We start from the raw sequence: 20,593 nt of genomic DNA on the forward strand, positions 1-20,593 counted from the left end.
GGCCTGTTCTGCCTGAACCGGCTTGGCTGCGGCAGCCAAGGCGCTGCGAGCCGACGAAGGGTGAGCCCATCCGCAAGGAGGGTTCGCCCTTCGCGCATCTGAGGCAGCGCGGTATGGCGCCAGCCGCTAACATGCGGGCCTCACGGCATGCGTGGGTAGCACATGCCGACGACACAAGAAATCCACAGGGAGGAGACAGCGATGACCGCGAATGCCTTGCCCGGCCACGCGCGGGCGGTCTGGCTGATGGTGGCCGTCACCTTCATGTGGTCCATCGCGGGCGTCGTCACGCGCCATCTGGACCAGGCGCGCAGCTTTGAAGTGACCTTCTGGCGCAGCTTCTTCATGCTGCTGTCGCTGTGCGTAATCCTGCCGGTGCTGCAGGGCAGGGCGTTGCTGGCCAATCTGCGGCGCGGGGGGCGGGCGGTGTGGATCTCTGGCGTGTGCTGGAGCGTGATGTTCACGGCCTTCATGATCGCCATATTGCTCATCCCCGTGGCCAGCGTATTGGTCACCATGGCCATCGGACCGCTGCTCACGGCAATGCTGGCGCGCGTCTTCATTGGCCACCACATCGCGCCGCGCACCTGGTGCGCGATTGCATTGGCGGGCGCAGGCATCGGGTGGATGTATGGCTCGGGCATCTCCGGCCTGTCCGTGGTGGGCGTGCTTGTTGCCTTGTGCGTGCCGGTGGCTGCGGCCGTGAACTGGGTGGTGGTGCAGCACTCGCAGCGCCAGGGCCATGCGGTGGGCCTGGTGCCCGCCGTGCTGTTGGGGGCGGCGCTGTCCGCCCTGGCCACGCTGCCGCTTGCGTGGCCGTTCCAGGCCACGGCGCGTGATTTGTCCCTTCTGGCCCTGCTGGGTCTGGTCCAATTGGCGATCCCCTGCGTGCTGGTGGTGTACTGCGCGCGCGTGCTCAAGGCGCCTGAGATTGCGCTGCTGGGCCTGCTGGAAGTGATCTTTGGCATTCTGCTGGCCTGGGTGGGCGCTGGAGAGCGCCCAGCCCCGGCCGTGCTGATGGGAGGCGCGCTGGTGATCGGCGCGCTCGTTTTCAATGAACTGCTTGGATGGAAGGAACAACAATGACGGAGATGACGGCGGAAGTCGTGACCGAGGTGCGCGGCCAGGTGGGCTGCATCACGCTGAACCGCCCGAAGGCGCTGAATGCCTTGTCGCTGGGCATGGTGCGCGACCTGATGGCGGCGCTGCTGGCCTGGCAGCATGACGACAAGGTACTGGCCGTGGCCATCCGCGGCAACGGCCGCGAAGGGCCCTTCGGCGCCTTCTGCGCGGGCGGCGACATCCGCTTTTTGCACGCCGCGGGCAGCACGGGCAATCCGCAACTGGAGGACTTCTTCACCGAGGAATACGCCCTCAACCATCTGATCCACACCTTCGGCAAGCCCTACATCGCCTTCATGGACGGCATCGTCATGGGGGGCGGCATGGGCATTAGCCAGGGCGGCACGCTGCGCATCGTGACCGAGCGCACCAAGATGGCCATGCCGGAGACGGCGATCGGCCTGTTCCCCGATGTGGGCGGCGGCTACTTCCTCTCGCGCTGCCCTGGCCGCGTGGGCGAGTGGCTGGCACTGACGGGCGACGCCATCGGCGCAGCCGATGCCATTGACTTCGGCCTGGCGGACGGCTTCCTGCCAGCGGACCAGCAAGCGGCGGTGTGGGACGGTCTGGCGTTGCAGACGTTTGCCGACGGCGCTGCCGTTCAGCAGTGGGTTGCATCAAAATTTGTAGCTGCTGGCGCTTGCGCTGTAAGCGCTAGAGGCCAAATTGATCACTACTTTGCGTTGGATGATGCGGCGGCCATCGTGGCTGCGCTGGAGCAGTCTGACGACGAGTGGGCACGCGCCACGGCTGCCACGTTGCGCAAGCGCTCTCCACTGATGCTGCATGTCGTGCTGGAGCAGGTCCGCCGTGCGCGCAGCATGGGCCTGGCCGACGACTTGCGCATGGAGCGCGACATGGTTCGGCACTGCTTCTACCTGCGTCCCGGCCAGAGCGAGACGGTGGAGGGCATTCGCGCCCTGGCGGTGGACAAGGACCACAGCCCGCGCTGGAACCCCGCGCGCGTGGAGGATGTGGAGCCCGCGCTGGTGCAAGCGTTCTTCAAGAGCCCTTGGCCGGCGCACGCGCACCCGCTGGCGGCGCTGCGCTGATCTGCTGGTACACCGCCGTGGCCAGCGCCTGCAGCGTGGGCCGCGGCAGTTCGCCGCTGAGGGCGTAGCCAAAACCCTGGTCCACCCAGTAGAAACTGGACACGGTCCCTTCGTCGTGGAACTGGAACGCGGTGGTCGGTGCCGCCGCAGCCTGTAGGCCGTCGAGTGCGCCCAGGTACAGCGTGATTCGCGCGCCCGCGGCGTTCTGGTACATGAATTGCGCGCGCGCCCCGCTGCCGCCGGGCAGCAGGCGCCCGCCCATCAATTCGAACCCCTCGGCCTGCAGCCGCGGCACGGTGAGCGGGCGCGCCAGCCGCTTGGACAGCCACTGCACCAGGTGGTCCTGCTGCGCGGCCGCCACTTCCACAGGATGGCGCTGTTCGGGTTGGTAGACCGCGTGCGCCACGGCCGCCTGCTGCACGAACCGTTGCGGGGGGGCCGTGGCCAGTGTGGTTTGTTTGCCGTCCGTCGCATGCAGGCTCCAGCCCAGCCCGAACGCCAGCACCCAGCCCGCGGCAAAGCCGCCCCAACGGGCCCAGTGCTGTTGCGTGTCGTGTGCGTCTTGCAGGCGCTCTGCCGCCTGTACCAGCACATTGGGCACAGGCTGCCGCAACCAGTCAGCGTGCAGGGTCTGCAGCTGCGCACGCTGTTGCGCCCACGCTTCGGCACGCTGCCTCTGCGAGGAGTCCATGCGGGAGTGCAGCGACTCTGCCTGGGCGCGCGGCAGCCGGTCGTCCGCCAAAGCATGCAGATGCGTCTCGTCCGAAGGGCTGAAAGGGTCGGGCTTCATGGCGGGCTCACTACGGGCGGAAAGGGCGCTTCATTTCATGCGGCGCAAGGCAGTCGGGGTGGATGACGGCTGGGCGTGGACTGAGGGCTCCATCAATTCGCGCATGCGTGCGCGAGCGCGGGACAACCGCGACATCACCGTGCCTTCCGGTATACCCAGCACACGCGCCACGTCGGCATAGGCCATGTCTTCCAGTGTCACCAGGAGCAGCACGGCCCGTTGATCGGCGGGCAGGCGTTGCAGGCAGCGGTCCAGGTCCATGGCTGTTTCGTGGGAGGCGTCAGGCGCGTCCGCGATGGCCGCCAGGGCATCCACATCCAGCGCCTGCACGGGCACCAGGCCGCGGCGCTGGTTGAGGTACAGGTTGTGCATCAGCGTGAAAAGCCAGGCGCGCAGATTGCTGCCGCCGCGCCACAGCAGCCACTTGCGGCAGGCGCGCTCCAGCGTGTCCTGCACCAGATCGTCGGCTGCCCATGCGTCGCCGGTGAGCGCGCGCGCATAGCGGCGCAACCCCGGCAGTTGCTCCACGATCTGGACGCGGTTCATGGGCGCATTGTGGGGCTCATGGCTTGGCTGTGCGCCACAGGTTGTTCACGCCGTCCCCCGTCTTGTCGCCGGGCTTGCCGTCCTTGATCCAGTAGTACAGCGGCTTACCCTTGTAGGCCACCTGCTTGATGCCGTCGGCGCGCTGGATCAGACTGTAGCCTTCACCCGCGGGGGCGCTGGTGGCGGTCAGGGGCGGCCAGTTGGTGGCGCAGGCGCCGTTGCAGGCCGACTGGCCATCGCCCGCTACGTCCTTGTCGAAGGTGTAGAGCGTCATGCCGTTCGGGCCGACGAGCACGCCGTCCTGGGTGCTGACTTGCGCGGGCGCGAGGGAATAACAGCCGGCGAGTGCCAGCGCGGCGAGCAGGGAACTGAGCTTGGTCATGGTGTTCTCCGGAAGGGTGCCGGTCACAGGAATTGTGGCCGGACGCTGGCATGAACACCGGGGGCGGTGCGTTTATTCCACCCTCCGCCAAAAAAAGATCAGCGGTGGCGGCTCTTCATGACGCGTTCCACCTCGCGCTTGCCTTCGCGCTCCTTGATGGTGTCGCGCTTGTCGTGCTCGGCCTTGCCCTTGGCCAAGGCAATCTCGCATTTGGCGCGGCCGTCCTTCCAGTGGAGATTCAGCGGCACCAGGGTGTAGCCTTTTTGCTCGACCTTGCCGATCAGGCGCCGGATTTCGTCCTTGTGCATCAGCAGCTTTTTGATGCGCGCCGCGTCGGGGCTGACGTGCGTGGACGCGGTCTTGAGCGGGTTGATCTGGCAGCCGATGAGAAACAGTTCCCCATCTTTGATGATCACGTAGCCGTCGGTAAGCTGCACCTTGCCCTCGCGCAGTGCCTTGACCTCCCAGCCGTGCAGCACCAGCCCCGCCTCGTAGCGCTCTTCAAAGAAATAGTTGTATGCCGCCTTCTTGTTGTCGGCGATGCGGGACGATGTGTCAGGTTTCTTGGCCATGGTGAATAGATGCGGCGCAAACCGGGAGATCAAGGGTCTCCCTACAATTGTTGTCGTCTCGCACCATCGATTCTAGGCCGGCTGTGCCACCAGGCCCATCCAGCCTTCGCCTGCATGAAAACTGTCAACAAGTCCGTCCTCATCTGGTACAGCCCCGAAGAAATGTTCGCCCTCGTGACGGACGTGGCCAAGTATCCGCAGTTCCTGCCGTGGTGCGACCACGCCACCGTCCTGGAAACCCATGCAAATGGCATGAAGGCGGAAGTGGGCATTGCGTTGGGCGGTATACGCAAGTCGTTTGTCACGCGCAATACGCATGAGCCCGGGCGCCGCGTCAAGATGGAGCTGGTGGAGGGCCCCTTTTCACAGCTCGACGGCGACTGGCACTTTCATCCTGTGGGGGACGGTACGCAGCGCGCATGCAAGGTCGAACTCCAGCTGAGCTACGGCTTTGACAACCGGGCATTGGCGGCGTTGGTCGGCCCCGTGTTTGACCGCATCGCCGCCACGTTCATTGATGCCTTCATCAAACGGGCCGAGCAGGTTTATGGCTGAAACCTTGCCCCCGCCGGGGCGGCTACGCATCGCGGTGGCCATCTCGCGGCAACCGGGCGATGTGCACGAGTGGGTGCTACTGCTTCCGGCCGGTGCTACGGTGGCCGATGCTCTGAGCGCCTGCGGACTGGATGCGCAGGCTGAGGGGCTTGTCTGGGGCATTTGGGGCAGGGAAGGCAGACTGGACGATTTGCTGCACGATGGTGACCGCGTGGAAGGTTGCCGCCTCTTGCGGGTTGACCCGAAGCTGGCGCGCCGCCAGCGCTTTGCGCGCCAGGGCGCTCGTGCGGCGGGATTGTTCGCCAAACGCCGGCCGGGGGCTAAGTCCGGTTATTGAGAGTGCTTCCCAGCATGCGCTGAAAACAAAACGGCCGCCTCATCCATGCGGAAGGGCGGCCGGTGGCGGCGGTTATGGGGTAGCTGCTACTTGCAGTCGGAAGCGATGGTTGCTTCCGCTCGGCGTAATTCTGCTGCGCGGGTTGCGTCGTCCATGAAGCCCCGCTCCCCCTTGGCATTGACATTGCTCACCAACTGGCCGGGCGCCAACTGCTCCTTTGCGCGTTTGGCGCGCGCGCAGTTGTCGGCACGGGCCTTGGCCACGCGGTCCTCCTCCGCTTTCTTCTTGGCGGCTTCGGCGGCGTCAGCCTTGGCCTTGTTCTCCTCCAGCTGCTTGTCCTTGCCGCTGGCAGGCGCGGCGGCTTCGGATGCGGGGGCCGACGCTGGCGAAGCGGGCGCTGCCATCGCTGTACGCGGCAGGGCGCGCTGCGGTTGCTTGAGGATGCTCTTGTCAGGAATGTCCTGTGGCGGCGGGCGGTCGCTGAACACCTTGCGCCCATCCTTGTCCACCCATTGCCATTGGGCCGTTGCGCCCATGGCCCAGGAGCAGCCCAGCGCCAGCAGAAGAAGCTTGTGCGGTTTCATGCGGGCGAGTGTAGCGGTGAGCGGCTGCACCCACCAAGGGGCGCTCACGCGGGGTGTGTGCGATTTGTCGCGCGGCGGGTACAATCCTTTTTTTGGAGCTTTCACATGCGCCTTCTTGGAAAAGCGCTCACCTTCGACGATGTGTTGTTGGTGCCGGCGTACTCCCAGGTCCTGCCCAAGGACACCTCCCTCGTCACGCGCTTCACGCGCAACATCACCCTGAACCTCCCACTCGTGTCCGCCGCCATGGACACCGTGACCGAAGCGCGTCTGGCCATCGCCATCGCGCAAGAAGGGGGGATTGGCGTCATCCACAAGAACATGACGGCCGAGCAGCAGGCGGCCGAGGTGTCAAAGGTCAAGCGGCATGAGTCCGGCGTGGTGCACGATCCCGTGGTCATCACGCCCGAACACACGGTGCTGCAGGTGCTGGAACTGTCCGAGAACCTGGGCATCTCGGGCTTCCCGGTCTGTGACGGTGGCAAGGTGGTGGGCATCGTCACCAGCCGCGACGTGCGCTTCGAGACGCGCTACGACGTCAAGGTGCGTGAGATCATGACGCCGCGCGAGAAGCTGATCACCGTCAACGAAAAAGACGGCACCACCCCGGCCCAGGCCAAGGCGCTGCTCAACCGCCACAAGCTGGAGCGCCTGCTGGTGGTGAACGACGCCTTTGAGCTCAAGGGCCTCATCACGGTCAAGGACATCAACAAGCAGACCACGTTCCCCAACGCCGCGCGCGATGCGGCAGGCCGCCTGCGCGTGGCTGCTGCCGTGGGCGTCGGCGCGGGCACCGAAGAGCGCGTGGCGTTGCTGGTCAAGGCCGGTGTGGATGCCATCGTGGTGGATACGGCCCACGGCCACAGCAAAGGTGTGATCGACCGCGTGCGCTGGGTCAAACAGAACTACCCGCAAGTGGACGTGATCGGCGGCAACATCGCCACCGGCGCTGCCGCGCTGGCCCTGGCCGAGGCAGGCGCCGATGCGGTCAAGGTCGGCATCGGTCCCGGCTCCATCTGCACCACACGCATCGTGGCTGGCGTGGGCGTACCCCAGATCATGGCCATCGACAGCGTCGCCACCGCGCTTCAGGGCACAGGTGTGCCACTGATCGCCGACGGCGGCATTCGCTTCTCGGGCGATATCGCCAAGGCGCTGGCCGCAGGCGCGTCCACCATCATGATGGGCGGCATGTTCGCTGGCACCGAGGAAGCGCCGGGCGAAGTCATCCTGTACCAGGGCCGCTCCTACAAGAGCTACCGCGGCATGGGCTCGATCGGCGCCATGCAGCAGGGCTCGGCCGACCGCTACTTCCAGGAGGCCACCACGGGCAATCCCAACGCTGACAAGCTGGTGCCTGAAGGCATCGAAGGCCGCGTGCCCTACAAGGGCTCCATGGTGTCCATCGTGTTCCAGATGGCCGGCGGCGTGCGTGCGGCCATGGGCTACTGTGGTTGCGCAACCATCGAAGAGATGAACAACAAGGCCGAATTCGTGGAGATCACGGCGGCTGGCATCCGCGAGTCGCACGTGCACGACGTGCAGATCACCAAGGAAGCCCCCAACTACCGGGCGGACTGAGTTTTCGCCATTCCGCAGGCCCGAACCCGTCTCCAGGTGTTCGGGCCTTTTGTCTTTTACCGACCCTGTCGCTCTCCATGCAACACGACAAGATCCTCATCCTCGACTTCGGCTCCCAGGTCACCCAACTCATCGCGCGCCGCGTGCGCGAGACGCATGTCTACTGCGAGGTCCACCCCTGCGACGTGAGCAGCGACTGGGTGCGCCAGTTCGCCGCAGACGGCAAGCTCAAGGGTGTGATCCTGTCGGGCAGCCACGCCAGCGTTTACGAAGTGGACGACCGCGCCCCTGACGCCGTGTTCGAGTTGGGCGTGCCCGTGCTGGGCATCTGCTACGGTATGCAGACCATGGCCGCGCAACTGGGCGGCAAGGTCGAGGGCTCGCACAGCCGCGAGTTCGGCTATGCCGAAGTCCGCGCCCATGGCCATACCGCGCTGCTCAAGGGCATCGAGGATTTCTCCACGCCCGAGGGCCACGGCATGCTGAAGGTGTGGATGAGCCACGGCGACAAAGTCACCGAGCTGCCTCCCGGTTTCAAGCTGATGTGCTCCACCGGCAGTTGCCCCATCGCCGGCATGGCGGACGAAACGCGGCGCTTCTACGCCGTGCAATTCCACCCCGAGGTCACGCACACGGTGCAGGGCGCCGCGCTGCTCAACCGCTTCGTGCGCGAGATCTGTGGCGCCCAGGCGGACTGGATCATGCGCGACCACATCGAGGAAGCCGTGCAGAAGATCCGCGAGCAGGTGGGCGACGAGGAAGTGATCCTGGGCCTGTCTGGCGGCGTGGATTCGTCGGTGGCTGCGGCCCTGATCCACCGTGCGATTGGCGACCAGCTCACCTGCGTGTTCGTGGACCACGGCCTGCTGCGCCTCAACGAAGGCGATATGGTCATGGACATGTTCGCAGGCAAGCTGCACGCGAAGGTGGTGCGCGTGGATGCCTCGGACCTGTTCCTGGGTGAGCTGGCCGGTGTGTCCGAGCCCGAGCAAAAGCGCAAGATCATCGGCCGCCTGTTCGTGGACGTGTTCAAGGCCGAAGCCGAAAAGCTCAAGGCCAGCGGCCAGGGCCACAAGGGCGCGACCTTCCTGGCGCAAGGCACCATCTACCCCGACGTGATCGAGTCCGGCGGTGCCAAGAGCAAGAAGGCCGTCACCATCAAGAGCCACCACAACGTGGGCGGGCTGCCCGAGCAACTCGGCCTCAAACTGCTGGAGCCGCTGCGCGACCTGTTCAAGGACGAGGTGCGCGAGCTCGGCGTGGCCCTGGGACTGCCGCGCGAAATGGTCTACCGCCATCCGTTCCCTGGCCCGGGCCTGGGCGTGCGCATTCTGGGCGAGGTGAAGAAGGAATATGCCGACCTGCTGCGCCGCGCCGATGCCATCTTCATCGAAGAGCTGCGCAACTTCACCGACGAAGCCACGGGCAAGACCTGGTACGACCTCACCAGCCAGGCCTTCACCGTGTTCCTGCCGGTCAAGAGCGTGGGCGTGATGGGCGATGGCCGCACCTACGACTATGTGGTGGCACTGCGCGCGGTGCAGACCAGCGACTTCATGACAGCCGACTGGGCGGAGTTGCCCTACGCGCTGTTGAAGAAGGTCTCCAGCCGCATCATCAATGAGGTGCGCGGCATCAACCGCGTGACCTACGACGTGTCGAGCAAGCCGCCTGCCACCATCGAGTGGGAGTGACGCTTACCGGCGTCTAGCAGGCAGTAGGTGCTGCTCCTGTAACCCCGTCAACTTTTGCACAACGCCCGGTCTGAACACCGGGCGTTTTTTTTTTGCTCTAAAAATAGGAGCTGCTGGCGCTTGCTAGGTAGGGGTTGCAGCCTTTTTGTGTGAATATGGATTGCAGTGGGGAAGAGGGCGTGCGCCGAACGGGGCGCACACGGGGCTGCCTATGAACGTGTGGCTTAGTGCTGGTGCCTGCCAGGCTGCCTGAACAAGCAGAGCGAGCCGCTGGTCCGTGTGCGGGCAGTGCAGTTGTCGGGTGCAGGGCGATGCACCGGGGGGCGCGGCGATGGGGATGCGGCAGCGTCCGCACATCAGGCCGACGGCAAGAAGCCTCCGCACATAGTCCGACGCCCCAGGATGACCGGAGATTCCACCACGATAGAAGCAACCGCCGTCCTACATCTGCGCCCCTGCGTCATGGATAGCGTTTGCACATGCGATCTAAGGAACCCACCGCGAGCGACGCCCTCTCATCTGGCGCGAAGCAGGGGCAGGGCAAGGCCCCTACCTCGACGCGCACCCTCTGGAAGGGGGCGATCAGCTTTGGCCTCGTCCATATTCCCGTGGGCTTGTACTCGGCGACCGTCAGCTCGGGCATCGACTTTGACTGGCTGGACCGCCGGTCGATGGAGCCGGTGGGGTACAAGCGTGTGAACAAAATCACGGGCAAGGAAATCGCCACGGTCGATATCGTCAAGGGTGTGGAGTATGAAGAAGGCCGCTACGTCATTCTGACGCCCGAGGAAATCGCGGCCGCCTTTCCCAAGGTCACGCAGACGATCGAGATCGAGGCGTTTCTTGACGCCGACGAGATCCCCTTTGTCTACCTGGAGCGTCCCTATTACACGGCACCCCTCAAGCGTGGCGAAAAGGTGTACGCACTGCTGCGCGAGGCCCTGCGCCAGAGCAACCGCGTGGGCGTGGCCAAAGTGGTGATCCAGTCCAAGCAGCACCTGGCCGTGCTCATTCCGTGCGGCCGAGCGCTGATCCTCAACCTGCTGCGCTGGGGAGGGGAGATCCGCTCATTCGAGCAGCTGGCCCTGCCGCCGCTGGATGCGAAAGCCGCGGGTATCAAGGACGCGGAGTTGGCCATGGCCATGCAGCTCATCGAGGACATGACGCAGGAGTGGAACGCGGACCGCTTCCGCAATTCCTTCTCTGAGGAGATCCACAGGCTGGTCGAGGCCAAGGCCTCCGCGGGAGAGATTGCCCATGTCGCTCAGCCGGATGAAGGACCGGCGGTGGCTGCGGGGGCGGAGGTGCTGGACCTCACCGCGTTGCTCAAGCGCAGCCTGGAGGGCGCCTCGGCCACCCCGCCGCGCAAGGACAAACCCGCCTCCGTGACCCGCCTTGCACCGTCGGGCAAGACAGCGGCCAAATCGACCGCCGCCAAAAAGTCACCGGCCCGCAAGACGGCGGCCAAGGCGGCGCCTGCCAAGCCCGCTGCGGCCAAGAAACCTCGCCGCGCACACGGATAGCGGTCCCGGACAAGGCGACGGACCATGCCCCGCAAAGACCCGCTGGCGGCGTACAAGCAAAAGCGCAACTTTGCCGTGACGCCAGAGCCCCCGGACGGCGGAGCTCAGTCGCAGGCGCTGCAGTACGTGATCCAGAAGCACTGGGCCAGCCGCCTGCACTACGACCTGCGCCTGGAGCTGGACGGCACCATGAAGAGCTGGGCCGTACCCAAGGGCCCCAGTTACGACCCGGCGGTCAAACGCATGGCCGTGCAGGTGGAAGACCACCCGATTTCCTACAACCAATTCGAAGGGCAGATCCCGCCGCGCCAATACGGCGCGGGGCGGGTCATCATCTGGGACCGCGGCTATTGGGTGCCGCAGGGCAATCCGCGCGAAGACTACCGCAAGGGGAAGCTGAAGTTCGAGATCCACGGCCACAAATTGCAGGGTCACTGGACCCTGGTGCGTATGCATGGCCGGGACGACGATAAGCAGCCCCCCTGGCTGCTGATCAAGGAGCGCGACGGGCTAGAGCGTGCGGCCGAGGAGTTCAACGTGGTGGACGAAATGCCCGACAGCGTGGCAGACCAGCCGCCGGTTGCGCCACCAGCGCGCGCATTCGCTCAGCGGGCCGGGCCCGCGCAGATTCAGCCCACGGCAGCGGCGGTGCCGTGGACATCCGCACCCACGGCACCGCTGCCTGACCAGCTATCCCCGCAACTTGCCACGCTGGTGGACGGACCGCCGGCCGACCTTACGCAGTGGCTGTGGGAGCTCAAGTTCGACGGCTATCGCATGCTGGCCCGGGTTCAGCGCGGCAAGGCACGGCTGTACACCCGTAACGGCAACGACTGGACCGCCAGGATGCCCGCCCTGGCGCAAGCGCTGGCCGCCTTGCCGCTGTCCTCTGCATGGATCGACGGCGAGGTGCTGGTGCTGGACGCCCAGGGTGTCCCCGACTTCCAGGCGCTGCAGAACGCGTTTGACGGGCGATCGACCGACGCGCTGGTCTTTTATGCCTTCGATTTGCCTTATGCGCACGGGCGCGATCTGAGGCAGATGCCCCTCGCTGAACGGCGTGCGCTGCTGCGCAGTGTGCTGCAGCCAGCCTCCTCAGACCGGGTGCGGTTCAGCGAAGCGTTCGAAGCCCGGCCCGCGGACCTGGTGGCCTCGGCCTGCCGGCTGGGATTTGAAGGGGTGATCGGCAAGCGCAAGGACAGCGTGTATGCCTCGCGCCGCAGCACGGACTGGATCAAGCTCAAGTGCAGCCATCGGCAGGAGTTCGTCATCGGCGGATACACCGACCCGCAGGGCTCACGCACAGGGATCGGTTCACTGCTGCTGGGCGTGCATGACGAGGGCGGTGCCCTGCGCTATGCCGGCAACGTGGGCACGGGTTTCAGCGAGCGCGTCCTCGCGGACCTGGCCCGGCGGCTGGGCGCTTTGCGCACCCAGGACAGCCCGTTTGCCCAGCCGCGCTCCATCCCCCGCAAGGTGCATTGGGTGAGGCCCACGCTGGTGGCGGAGGTTTCCTTCGCCGAATGGACGAAAGAGGGCAAGGTGCGCCACGCCGTGTTCCGCGGGTTGCGCGACGACAAGCCCGCCGCCGCCATCGTCCACGAGGAGCCTGCGCACCTGCAGGGGGCTGCGCCCAGCCGCGCCGCGCGCGTGGGGGGGCTGCAGGTGACAAGCCCGGCGCGCGTGGTGGATCCCTCCACCGGGTTCACCAAGCTTGATCTGGTGCGGTACTACGCCACGGTAGCGCCCCTCATGTTGCCCCACCTGCAGGGGCGGCCGGTGTCCCTGCTGCGGGCGCCGCAAGGTCTGGAGGGCGAGCTTTTCTTTCAAAAGCACCTGGACACGGGGGCATTGGACGGGGTGAGTGCGCTGTCACCCGACCTGGATCCTGGCCACCCGCCGCTGCTGGAAGTGGCCACGGCGCAGGGCCTGCTGTCGGCCGCGCAAATGAACACCGTGGAGTTTCACACCTGGAATGCTCGCAAGGACCGGATCGAGCGGCCCAACCGCATCACCTTCGACTTGGATCCGGGCGAGGGCGTGCCGTGGGCGCACGTGCAAGAGGGCGCAGCGCTCGTGCGCTTGATGCTCACCGAGCTGGGCCTGCCATCGTTCCTCAAGACCAGCTGCGGCAAGGGACTGCATGTGGTGGTGCCCATCAAGCGACTGCACGGCTGGGATGCCGTGAAAGACTTCAGTCAAGCCGTGGTGCAGCATCTGGCGCGCACCCTGCCGCAGCGTTTCGTGGCCAAGAGCGGACCCCGCAACCGTGTGGGAAAGATCTTCGTGGACTACCTGCGCAATGGCTTTGGCGCCACCACGGCCTGTGCATGGACGGCGCGCGCGCGGCCGGGCATGGGCGTGTCCGTGCCCGTCGCCTGGCAGGAACTGGACGCGCTCACGGGTGGCGCCCACTGGACGGTGCAGACCGTGGGCCGGCGCTTGAAGACGGGCAATGGCCCCTGGTCGGGCTATGACGAGGCTGCCGTGTCCATCGGGCCGGCGATCAAGGCGCTTGGGGAAAAACGCCACCCATAGCCCTGGTGGCCCTGCATGCAATCATGGTGGGGCGAAGGCATACAAGCGGTCTAGGCGGCCGCTGATTGAACCTGGTTGCTTCCTGTATCCTTTGAATCGCCCCGGTCATCGGCCGGGGCCATTTCTTTTCGCTGCGCGTGTGTCCGGCCACCGGTGGCCGCGGGCCTGCGTGTCTGGTGGCAATCTTTCGTTCAAAGACTTCAACATGTCCCTTGATTTCCACGGCCGTGTGGCCATCGTGACGGGTGCGGGTGGCGGCCTGGGCCGTCAGCATGCTTTGGCGCTGGCAGCGCGTGGCGCCAAGGTGCTGGTCAATGATCTGGGCGGTGCCGTGGACGGCAGCGGCGGCTCGGTGTCCGCCGCGCAGGCCGTGGTGGATGAGATCCGCGCCGCAGGCGGCGAGGCGCTGGCCAACGGTGCGTCGGTGACCGATTTCGCGGCCGTGCAGGCCATGGTGCAGCAGGCCATGGACGCGTGGGGTCGCGTGGACATCCTGGTGAACAACGCGGGCATCCTGCGCGACAAGTCGTTTGCCAAGATGGACATGGCGGACTTCAACCTCGTGGTCCAGGTCCACCTCATGGGCGCGGCCCATTGCTGCAAGGCGGTGTGGCCGCACATGCAGGCGCAGAACTATGGGCGCATCGTGATGACGACGTCCTCCACGGGGCTGTACGGCAACTTCGGCCAGGCCAACTACGGCGCGGCCAAGCTGGCCCAGGTGGGGTTGATGCAGACGCTGGCGATCGAAGGGGCCAAGTACGGCATCCATGTGAACGCCTTGGCACCCACGGCCGCCACCCGCATGACCGAGGGCCTGATGCCCGAGGAAGTGCTGGCTGCCCTCCAACCCGAGGCGGTGGTACCCGCCATGCTGGTGCTGGCGCATGAGAGCGCGCCCACGCGCACCATTCTGTGTGCAGGCGCGGGCACATTCGAGGCCGCGCACATTACGCTCACCCAGGGCATCCACCTGGGACAAGGTGCCGATGTGCCGGAGCAATTGGCCGCGCGCCTGGCCGAGGTGACGGCCCGCGGAGCGGGTGAGCAGGTACCGCAAAGCGGCGCCGCACAGGGGACGAACGAGGTGGCGCAGGCCCTGGCTGCGCACCGCTGACACGGCCTGTCCGGGGCGGTGCTGCCCCGCTGCTACCGTACCAAGAGCGACCGTGCAGAGGCCGGCGGCAGTTCCCCGGTGTCAGGCCGGCGCTTGATGTGGGCGCGGGCAGGCCGCAGCGCGGCGTGCTAAGTTTCGGCCCCACATCAAAAAAGATGGAACAACCACCACCATGAGCACACTCCCACAGCGAATCGCAGCCCTGTCCGCCGACCGGTTGGCAGGCATGCGCCGCGGCATCGAGAAGGAGGGGCTGCGCGTGCTGCCCACGGGCGCCCTGGCGCTCACACCCCATCCGGTGGCGCTGGGCTCGGCCCTCACGCACCCCTGCATCACCACGGACTACAGCGAATCGCAGATCGAGCTCATCACCGGTGCCCACCGCACGGTGCAGGAATGCCAGGATGAACTGACCGAGATCCACCAGTTCGTGCACCGCGTGCTGCAGCAGCAGCCGGGCGGCGAGATGCTCTGGGTGTCCAGCATGCCCTGCATGTTGCCTACGGACGAGACCATTCCGCTGGCGCGCTACGGCTCGTCCAACCCGGGGCGTGCCAAGAGCGTGTACCGCATGGGCCTGGGCCACCGCTACGGCCGGCGCATGCAGACCATCTCGGGCATTCATTACAACTGGTCGCTGCCCGGCGTAGGCAGCGACGAGTACTTTGCGCTGATCCGCAACTTCCGCCGGCACGCGTTCGTGCTTCTGTACCTGTTTGGTGCATCGCCTGCGCTGTGCCCGTGCTTCGTCGAAGGGCGACAACACAGCCTGCAGCCGCTGGGCGACGGCAAGCGCGCGCTGTACCTGCCGCATGCCACTTCGCTGCGCATGGGGCGCCTGGGCTACCAGAGCGACGCCCAGGCCACGCTGGCCGTCAGCTACAACGGCTTGCAGGGCTATGCCGATTCGCTGCACGAGGCGCTCACGCGGCCTTATCCGGCCTACGAGGCGATTGGCGTGCGCAACCCCGGCGGCGACTACAACCAGCTGGGCACCAGCCTGCTGCAGATCGAGAACGAGTTCTACGGCACCATCCGGCCCAAGCGCACCGTCCACAGCGGCGAGCGCCCGCTGCACGCGCTGCGCGAGCGCGGCGTGGAGTATGTCGAGGTGCGCCTGATGGACCTGGACCCGTTCGTGCCCGTGGGCATCACCGCCGACACCATGCGCCTGCTGGACGTGTTTTTGCTGCACTGCCTGCTGTCGGACAGCCCGCCCGACACGCCGGCCGAGATCGCCGAACTCAAGAACAACCAGCACCTGGCGGCCGAGCGCGGGCGCGAGGCCGGCCTGCAGCTCATGCGCCGCGGCCAGCGTGTGCTGCTGACCGATTGGGCCGCCGAGGTGCTGGCCGAATGCGCGCCCATTGCCGCCACGCTGGATGCCGCCCACGGCGGCGAGGCTTATGCGCACGCGCTGACGGCGGCCCAGGCGACACTGGCGGCCCCGCACTCCACACCGTCCGCGCGCGTGCTGGCCGAGCTGCAACAGCAGCATGACAACGACTTCATCGCCTTCGCACTTGCGCATTCCCAGTCGGCGCAGGACATCCTGATGGGGCAGCCCTGGAGCGAGTCGCAGCAGGCGCGCTACCAGGCGCTGGCCGAGCGGTCGCTGGAGGAGCAGCGGGCCATTGAAGTGGCAGATGACCTGCCGTTCGAGGCGTGGCGCGAGCGGTTCATGGCGGTCGAGCAGTTGGGGTAGTTTTTTGAGGGCAGCGCTTATGGCGTAAGCGCCGCCAGCTATTCTTTTTGATGTTGCTGCGCGGGGGCGCATAACCCGGTCGGCACCCAAGCATTCGGCAGCAAAAAAAACTCAAAAACGATAGCTGTCCGCGCTTGCCCCACAAGCGCAGAGCCCCATTTAGGGCCTGTTCACACTATTTTTGCCAGTGCGAATGGCGTGAAAACCGCGCCAATCTAGGCGCGTGACGACGCCAAGGCCGGGGCCTTGGCTAGGAGGGCAACGACGAATGGCGCGGTTTTCACTCCGTTCCCTCCGGGTTGCGATCAAAAAGGGCCATTCGCGGCGTTGCCAAGCCTCGCTGGGGTAGCACCCCAGCTTCGTTTGGCGCCTTGCGCCTGGCCCTTTTTGATCGCAACGCATCTGGCAAAAATAGTGTGAACAGGCCCTAGCCCTTCAGATCACCCCTTGCGCGCCATCGCCGCCGACCGGATGCCATCCAGCGTTCCCGTGGGTGTGATCGCCTGCGGATCGATCAGGCAGTGCAGCACGCTGGGCAGCCCGCTCGCCCGTGCGCGTGCCAGTGCCGGGGCGAAGTCTTCGGTGCGCTCCACGCGCTCGCCGTGCCCGCCGAAGGCCTGGGCATAGGCCTTGAAATCGGGGTTCTTGAGCTGTGTGGCGCTAATGCGCCCGGGGTACTCGCGCTCCTGGTGCATGCGGATGGTGCCGTACATGGCGTTGTCCAACAGCACCACTATCAGCGGCAGGCCGTACTGCACGGCGGTGGCGAACTCCTGGCCGTGCATCAGAAAGTCGCCGTCGCCCGCAAACACCACCACCTCGCGCTCGCGCCACAGGCGCTTGGCGCCCACGCCGGCCGGCAGGCCGTAGCCCATCGAGCCGCTGGTGGGGGCCAGTTGGCTCGCATAGGTGGTGAACGGCCAGAAGCGGTGCACCCAGGTGGCGAAGTTGCCCGCGCCGTTGCAGAAGATGGTGTTGGCGGGCAGCACCGCGCGCAGGTGCTGCATCACCTCGCCCATCTGCAGCTTGCCGGGGATGCGGATGGGCGCCGGGTCGCTCCAGGCCAGGTACTCGGCGCGCGCAGCCTCGGTGTGCGCGGTCCAGCGCGGCTCGGCCGCGGGGCGCAGGCTGGCCAGTGCGGCGGCCATGGCCTGCGGCGTGGCGTGGATGGCCTGCACCGGGCGGTAGAGCCGGCCGAGCTCGTCGGCGTCGGCATGCACATGCACCAGCGGCTGCGCCGGCACGGGAATGTCGAACAGCTCGTAGCCCTGCGAGGGGATCTCCGACAGCCGCCCGCCCAGCACCAGCACCAGGTCGCTCGCGCGGATGCGCGCCAGCAGTTGGGGGTTGACGCCCAGGCCCAGGTCGCCCGCGTAGCTGGCGTGGCTGGCCGGGAATAGCATCTGCCGGCGGAACGAGCAATACACCGGCAGCCGCCAGGCGCTGGCAAAGGCCTGCATGTCGCGCACCGCCTGGTCGGACCAGCGGCTGCCGCCCACGATGACCACCGGCCGCTCGGCCGCCTGCAGCCGCGCCGCCAGTGCCTGCAGTGCGGGCGCGCCGGGGTAGGTCTCGGGCACGGAGTAGGGCAGGGCATCGGCCACCTGCACGGCATCGGTCAGCATGTCCTCGGGCAGGGCCACCACCACGGGGCCGGGGCGGCCCGAGGTGGCGACGTGGAATGCGCGCGAGACCAGTTCCGGCACGCGCCGCGCATCGTCGATCTGCACCACCCACTTGGCCATGGTGCCGAACACGGCGCCGTAGTCCAGCTCCTGGAACGCCTCGCGCCCCAGCGCACCGCGCGCCACCTGGCCTACGAAGACGATCAACGGCGTCGAATCCTGGTGCGCGATGTGGATGCCCGCCGATGCGTTGGTGACCCCCGGCCCGCGCGTCACGAAGCAGATGCCCGGGCGGCCGGTCAGCTTGCCCTGCGCCTCGGCCATCATGGCCGCGCCGCCCTCCTGGCGGCACACGGTGACGGCGATGTTGGCGTCGTGCAGGGCGTCCAGCACGGCCAGGTAGCTCTCGCCCGGCACGCAAAAGAGCTGCTGCACGCCGTGCACGATGAGCTGCTGGACGAGGATCTGCCCGCCCGTGCGGGATGCGGCGGTGGAGGTAGCGGTGTGCGGCATGGAGGTCCAAGAGAAGGCGAAGCTGCAAATATCGCCCAGCCATGCGCGCTTGCATAGCAAAAAAGCGGAACGACTTGTTGCTTAAATCGCATCAAGTGGCAATATCCCGTCCCAGCCCTGCCTGCCGCCAGCGCTTATGGATCAAGCGCTGGCGCCTTATGCGTTACCACAAGCCTTGGTCGGGTTCATTCTTTGATTGCATGAATTAACGCCATGTTTCGCAAACTTTTCCTGCCGCCCGTGGCCGACCTGCTCGCCTTTGAGGCCGCCGCGCGCCACGCCAGCATCTCACGTGCGGCGGAGGAGCTGCACCTCACGCAAAGCGCCGTCTCGCGCCAGGTGCGTCAACTGGAGGCACAGCTCGGTCAGGCCCTGTTCACCCGGGTGCGCCAGCGCGTGGTGTTGACGGATGCGGGGCGCCTGTACGCCGCCGACGTACGCGCCGTGCTGCAGCAGCTCGGTGCCGCCACGCAGAAGGCCATGGCCCTGGCCGATGGCGGCGGACTCCTGCACCTGGCGGTGCTGCCCACGTTGGGCGCGCGCTGGCTGGTGCCGCGCCTGCCTGCGTTTGCCGCGCTGCACCCGGAGCTGACAGTGAATCTTTCTGCCCGTGGCGAGCCTTTTGACTTCGCCCAGGAACCGTTCGATGCCGCTATCCACTACGGTGCGCCCCATTGGGCCGGCGCCGTGTGCGACTACCTGCTGCACGAAGAAGTGGTGCCGGTGTGCAGCCCCGCGCTGCGCACCCGTCACCGCATCGAGACCCCTGCCGACGTGGCCGGCCTGACCCTGCTGCACCAGACCACGCGCCCCATGCTGTGGGCCGACTGGTTCGAGCAGGAGGGCGTGCCCGCGCCCCAGGCCCTGCGCGGCCCGCGCTTCGAGCAGTTCGCCATGATCGCCCAGGCCGCCATCTCCGGCCTGGGCGTGGCCCTGCTGCCGCGGTTTCTGATGGAGGAGGAATTGGCGAGCGGTGCGCTGGTGGAGCTGCCCGGTGGCGTGCTGACCAGCAGCGATGCGTACTACCTCGTGGTGCCGCTGGCGCGTGCAGAGTCGGCGGGGGTGAAGGCCATCAGGGCGTGGCTGCGGGAGGTAGCGGGCCAGCAGGAGCGGGGCCGCGTTGGTGGATGAGCGCATGGTGCGCATTGCGGGCGGACACCCTCCCTGGCAATAGCGGTCAAGCGTCGCCGGACCGTTTCATGCCTGCGGCCAGGGCGGCCAGTGCCAAAAAAGCCAGGACCGCCAGTGTGGCGGAGAGCCAGAGCGCCGCGCCGCCCCAGCGCTCCACGGCCAGCCCGAACAGGAATGGCGCCCCGGCCTGCACGATGCGCGCGGGCACCATCAGGAACCCCTGCCGCTGCCCATAGCCTTGTGCGCCGAAGATCAGCAGCGGCAGGGTGCCGATGGCAATGGTCAGGATGCCGTTGCCGAGCCCGTGCAGCACGGCGAACGCGGGCGCCGCGTAGCTGCCCAGCAGCATCAGCAGTACGACGCCCAGCGGATGCGCCAGCGTGGCCAGCCGCGCCGACAACAGCGGATGCGACCGCTTGAGCACGGTGAATTCGACCAATCGCCCCGCGACCTGGGCCGGCCCCACCAGCGCCGCAATGCCGATCGCGCCAGCCAAGGCCACGCCCGAAGCCTGCAGGACCTGCGGCAGATGCGCCGCCATCGCGGTGCTGTTGAACCACGCAATGGCAAACACGCAGGCCATGAGCACGGCCGCACGCCGCCGGGCCGGTGCCGGGCTCGCCGCTGCCTGTGGATGAGGACTCCCTGCCGCAGCGGCCTGCGCACCGGCCGAAGCGGCCGGCGCGGCCGTGGGCAGCATCGCGTTCAGCGGCAGGCCGATGAGCAGATGCAGCGCCGCCCATGTCAGGCAGGCCTGCCGCCAGCCGAACGCCGACTCCAGGGAGGCCGTCAATGGCCAGCCGATCGTGCTTACAAAGCCTGCCAGCAAGGTGATGCCGGTGATCGCCCGCCGCGCGTCCTGGCCATGCAGGCGGACCACGGTGGCGAACGCGGCTTCGTAGAGGCCGCTGCCCATGGCCAGGCCCATCAAGGCCCAGGCAGCAAAGACATGGGCGGGCTGTGAGGCCAGGCTGAGCGCCGCGAGCCCTGCGGCAAACACCAGGTTGCTGACGACCAGTACCGGCCGCCCACCAGCCCGGTCAATGGCGCGCCCCGCCCAGGGGCCGGTTGCTGCGGCAAACAGCAGCGCCATCGAGAACGCCCCAAACACCGCCGACGAGGACATGCCGACGTCTCGCCCCATCGGCGCGGCCACCACGGCCGGCAGGTAGTACGACGACGCCCACGCCAGTGTCTGGGCCACGCCCAGCATCAGCGTGGTAGTG

At 66.9% G+C, this 20,593-nt stretch carries 18 protein-coding genes; 11 read left to right on the plus strand and 7 right to left on the minus strand.

What is annotated here, in order from left to right:
- Positions 1 to 201: 201 nt before the first annotated feature.
- A complete protein-coding gene (locus tag K2L43_RS07550; protein WP_047350562.1) occupies positions 202 to 1,086 on the plus strand; it encodes a DMT family transporter in 885 nt (294 codons plus the stop codon).
- Complete coding sequence (locus K2L43_RS07555; RefSeq protein ID WP_011805751.1) at positions 1,083 to 2,174, plus strand: enoyl-CoA hydratase/isomerase family protein; 1,092 nt, start codon at positions 1,083 to 1,085, stop codon at positions 2,172 to 2,174. The genes K2L43_RS07550 and K2L43_RS07555 overlap by 4 nt, the downstream gene beginning before the upstream one ends.
- Here K2L43_RS07555 and K2L43_RS07560 read toward each other — a convergent pair.
- From K2L43_RS07560 to smpB, 4 genes are all read right to left on the minus strand, one after another.
- Positions 2,125 to 2,964 carry an anti-sigma factor gene (locus K2L43_RS07560; protein ID WP_011805750.1) on the minus strand — a complete coding sequence of 280 codons (840 nt, stop codon included), beginning with the start codon at positions 2,962 to 2,964 and terminating at the stop codon, positions 2,125 to 2,127. The genes K2L43_RS07555 and K2L43_RS07560 overlap by 50 nt on opposite strands.
- 30 nt (positions 2,965 to 2,994) lie before the next feature.
- Entirely contained in the window at positions 2,995 to 3,510 is a 516-nt protein-coding gene (locus K2L43_RS07565) for an RNA polymerase sigma factor (protein WP_123676525.1), read from the minus strand.
- A 16-nt stretch (positions 3,511 to 3,526) separates the two neighbouring features.
- Positions 3,527 to 3,892 (minus strand): hypothetical protein, encoded by a 366-nt coding sequence (locus tag K2L43_RS07570; RefSeq protein ID WP_220638782.1) that lies wholly within the window; start codon positions 3,890 to 3,892, stop codon positions 3,527 to 3,529.
- Between the two features lie 98 nt (positions 3,893 to 3,990).
- The gene (smpB, locus tag K2L43_RS07575) at positions 3,991 to 4,464 is read right to left on the minus strand and encodes an SsrA-binding protein SmpB (protein ID WP_011805747.1); all 474 of its coding nucleotides are present in this window, start codon (positions 4,462 to 4,464) and stop codon (positions 3,991 to 3,993) included.
- Between the two features lie 114 nt (positions 4,465 to 4,578).
- On the opposite strand from smpB, the gene K2L43_RS07580 reads away from it, so the two are divergent.
- Together K2L43_RS07580 and K2L43_RS07585 are read left to right on the plus strand one after the other, a co-directional pair.
- On the plus strand, positions 4,579 to 5,019 hold the full coding sequence (locus K2L43_RS07580; RefSeq protein ID WP_011805746.1) for a type II toxin-antitoxin system RatA family toxin: 441 nt from the start codon (positions 4,579 to 4,581) through the stop codon (positions 5,017 to 5,019).
- Positions 5,012 to 5,356 (plus strand): RnfH family protein, encoded by a 345-nt coding sequence (locus tag K2L43_RS07585; protein ID WP_220638783.1) that lies wholly within the window; start codon positions 5,012 to 5,014, stop codon positions 5,354 to 5,356. Before K2L43_RS07580 ends, K2L43_RS07585 begins: the two co-directional genes overlap by 8 nt.
- An 86-nt stretch (positions 5,357 to 5,442) precedes the next feature.
- On the opposite strand, the gene K2L43_RS07590 is transcribed toward K2L43_RS07585, so the two are convergent.
- Positions 5,443 to 5,940, minus strand: coding sequence for a DUF4124 domain-containing protein (locus K2L43_RS07590; protein WP_103738371.1), 498 nt, complete (start codon positions 5,938 to 5,940; stop codon positions 5,443 to 5,445).
- Positions 5,941 to 6,045: 105 nt separating this feature from the next.
- Between K2L43_RS07590 and guaB the strand changes: the two genes are divergently transcribed.
- The 6 genes from guaB to gshA all read left to right on the plus strand — a co-directional run bounded on the left by guaB (position 6,046) and on the right by gshA (position 16,098).
- A complete protein-coding gene (guaB, locus tag K2L43_RS07595; protein WP_011805743.1) occupies positions 6,046 to 7,521 on the plus strand; it encodes an IMP dehydrogenase in 1,476 nt (491 codons plus the stop codon).
- A 77-nt stretch (positions 7,522 to 7,598) separates the two neighbouring features.
- Positions 7,599 to 9,215, plus strand: coding sequence for a glutamine-hydrolyzing GMP synthase (gene guaA, locus K2L43_RS07600; RefSeq protein WP_011805742.1), 1,617 nt, complete (start codon positions 7,599 to 7,601; stop codon positions 9,213 to 9,215).
- Positions 9,216 to 9,694: 479 nt separating this feature from the next.
- On the plus strand, positions 9,695 to 10,738 hold the full coding sequence (locus K2L43_RS07605; RefSeq protein WP_220638784.1) for a Ku protein: 1,044 nt from the start codon (positions 9,695 to 9,697) through the stop codon (positions 10,736 to 10,738).
- Between the two features lie 24 nt (positions 10,739 to 10,762).
- Positions 10,763 to 13,276: a DNA ligase D gene (gene ligD, locus K2L43_RS07610; protein ID WP_220638785.1), complete on the plus strand. Its 2,514-nt coding sequence runs from the start codon at positions 10,763 to 10,765 to the stop codon at positions 13,274 to 13,276.
- A gap of 205 nt (positions 13,277 to 13,481) precedes the next feature.
- Positions 13,482 to 14,393 (plus strand): SDR family oxidoreductase, encoded by a 912-nt coding sequence (locus K2L43_RS07615; protein WP_103737521.1) that lies wholly within the window; start codon positions 13,482 to 13,484, stop codon positions 14,391 to 14,393.
- 172 nt (positions 14,394 to 14,565) lie between these two features.
- A complete protein-coding gene (gene gshA / locus K2L43_RS07620) occupies positions 14,566 to 16,098 on the plus strand; it encodes a glutamate--cysteine ligase (protein WP_103737522.1) in 1,533 nt (510 codons plus the stop codon).
- A gap of 440 nt (positions 16,099 to 16,538) precedes the next feature.
- Here gshA and K2L43_RS07625 read toward each other — a convergent pair whose 3' ends face one another.
- Positions 16,539 to 18,236, minus strand: coding sequence for a thiamine pyrophosphate-binding protein (locus K2L43_RS07625; protein ID WP_220638786.1), 1,698 nt, complete (start codon positions 18,234 to 18,236; stop codon positions 16,539 to 16,541).
- A 213-nt stretch (positions 18,237 to 18,449) separates the two neighbouring features.
- On the opposite strand from K2L43_RS07625, the gene K2L43_RS07630 reads away from it, so the two are divergent.
- Positions 18,450 to 19,367, plus strand: coding sequence for a LysR family transcriptional regulator (locus tag K2L43_RS07630; RefSeq protein ID WP_172206639.1), 918 nt, complete (start codon positions 18,450 to 18,452; stop codon positions 19,365 to 19,367).
- Positions 19,368 to 19,413: 46 nt separating this feature from the next.
- Here the strand turns inward: K2L43_RS07630 and K2L43_RS07635 are convergent, their stop codons facing one another.
- Complete coding sequence (locus tag K2L43_RS07635) at positions 19,414 to 20,580, minus strand: MFS transporter (protein ID WP_220638979.1); 1,167 nt, start codon at positions 20,578 to 20,580, stop codon at positions 19,414 to 19,416.
- Positions 20,581 to 20,593 lie beyond the last annotated feature (13 nt).

Source organism: Diaphorobacter sp. MNS-0, from assembly GCF_019602835.1.
GTDB lineage: Bacteria > Pseudomonadota > Gammaproteobacteria > Burkholderiales > Burkholderiaceae_C > Diaphorobacter > Diaphorobacter nitroreducens.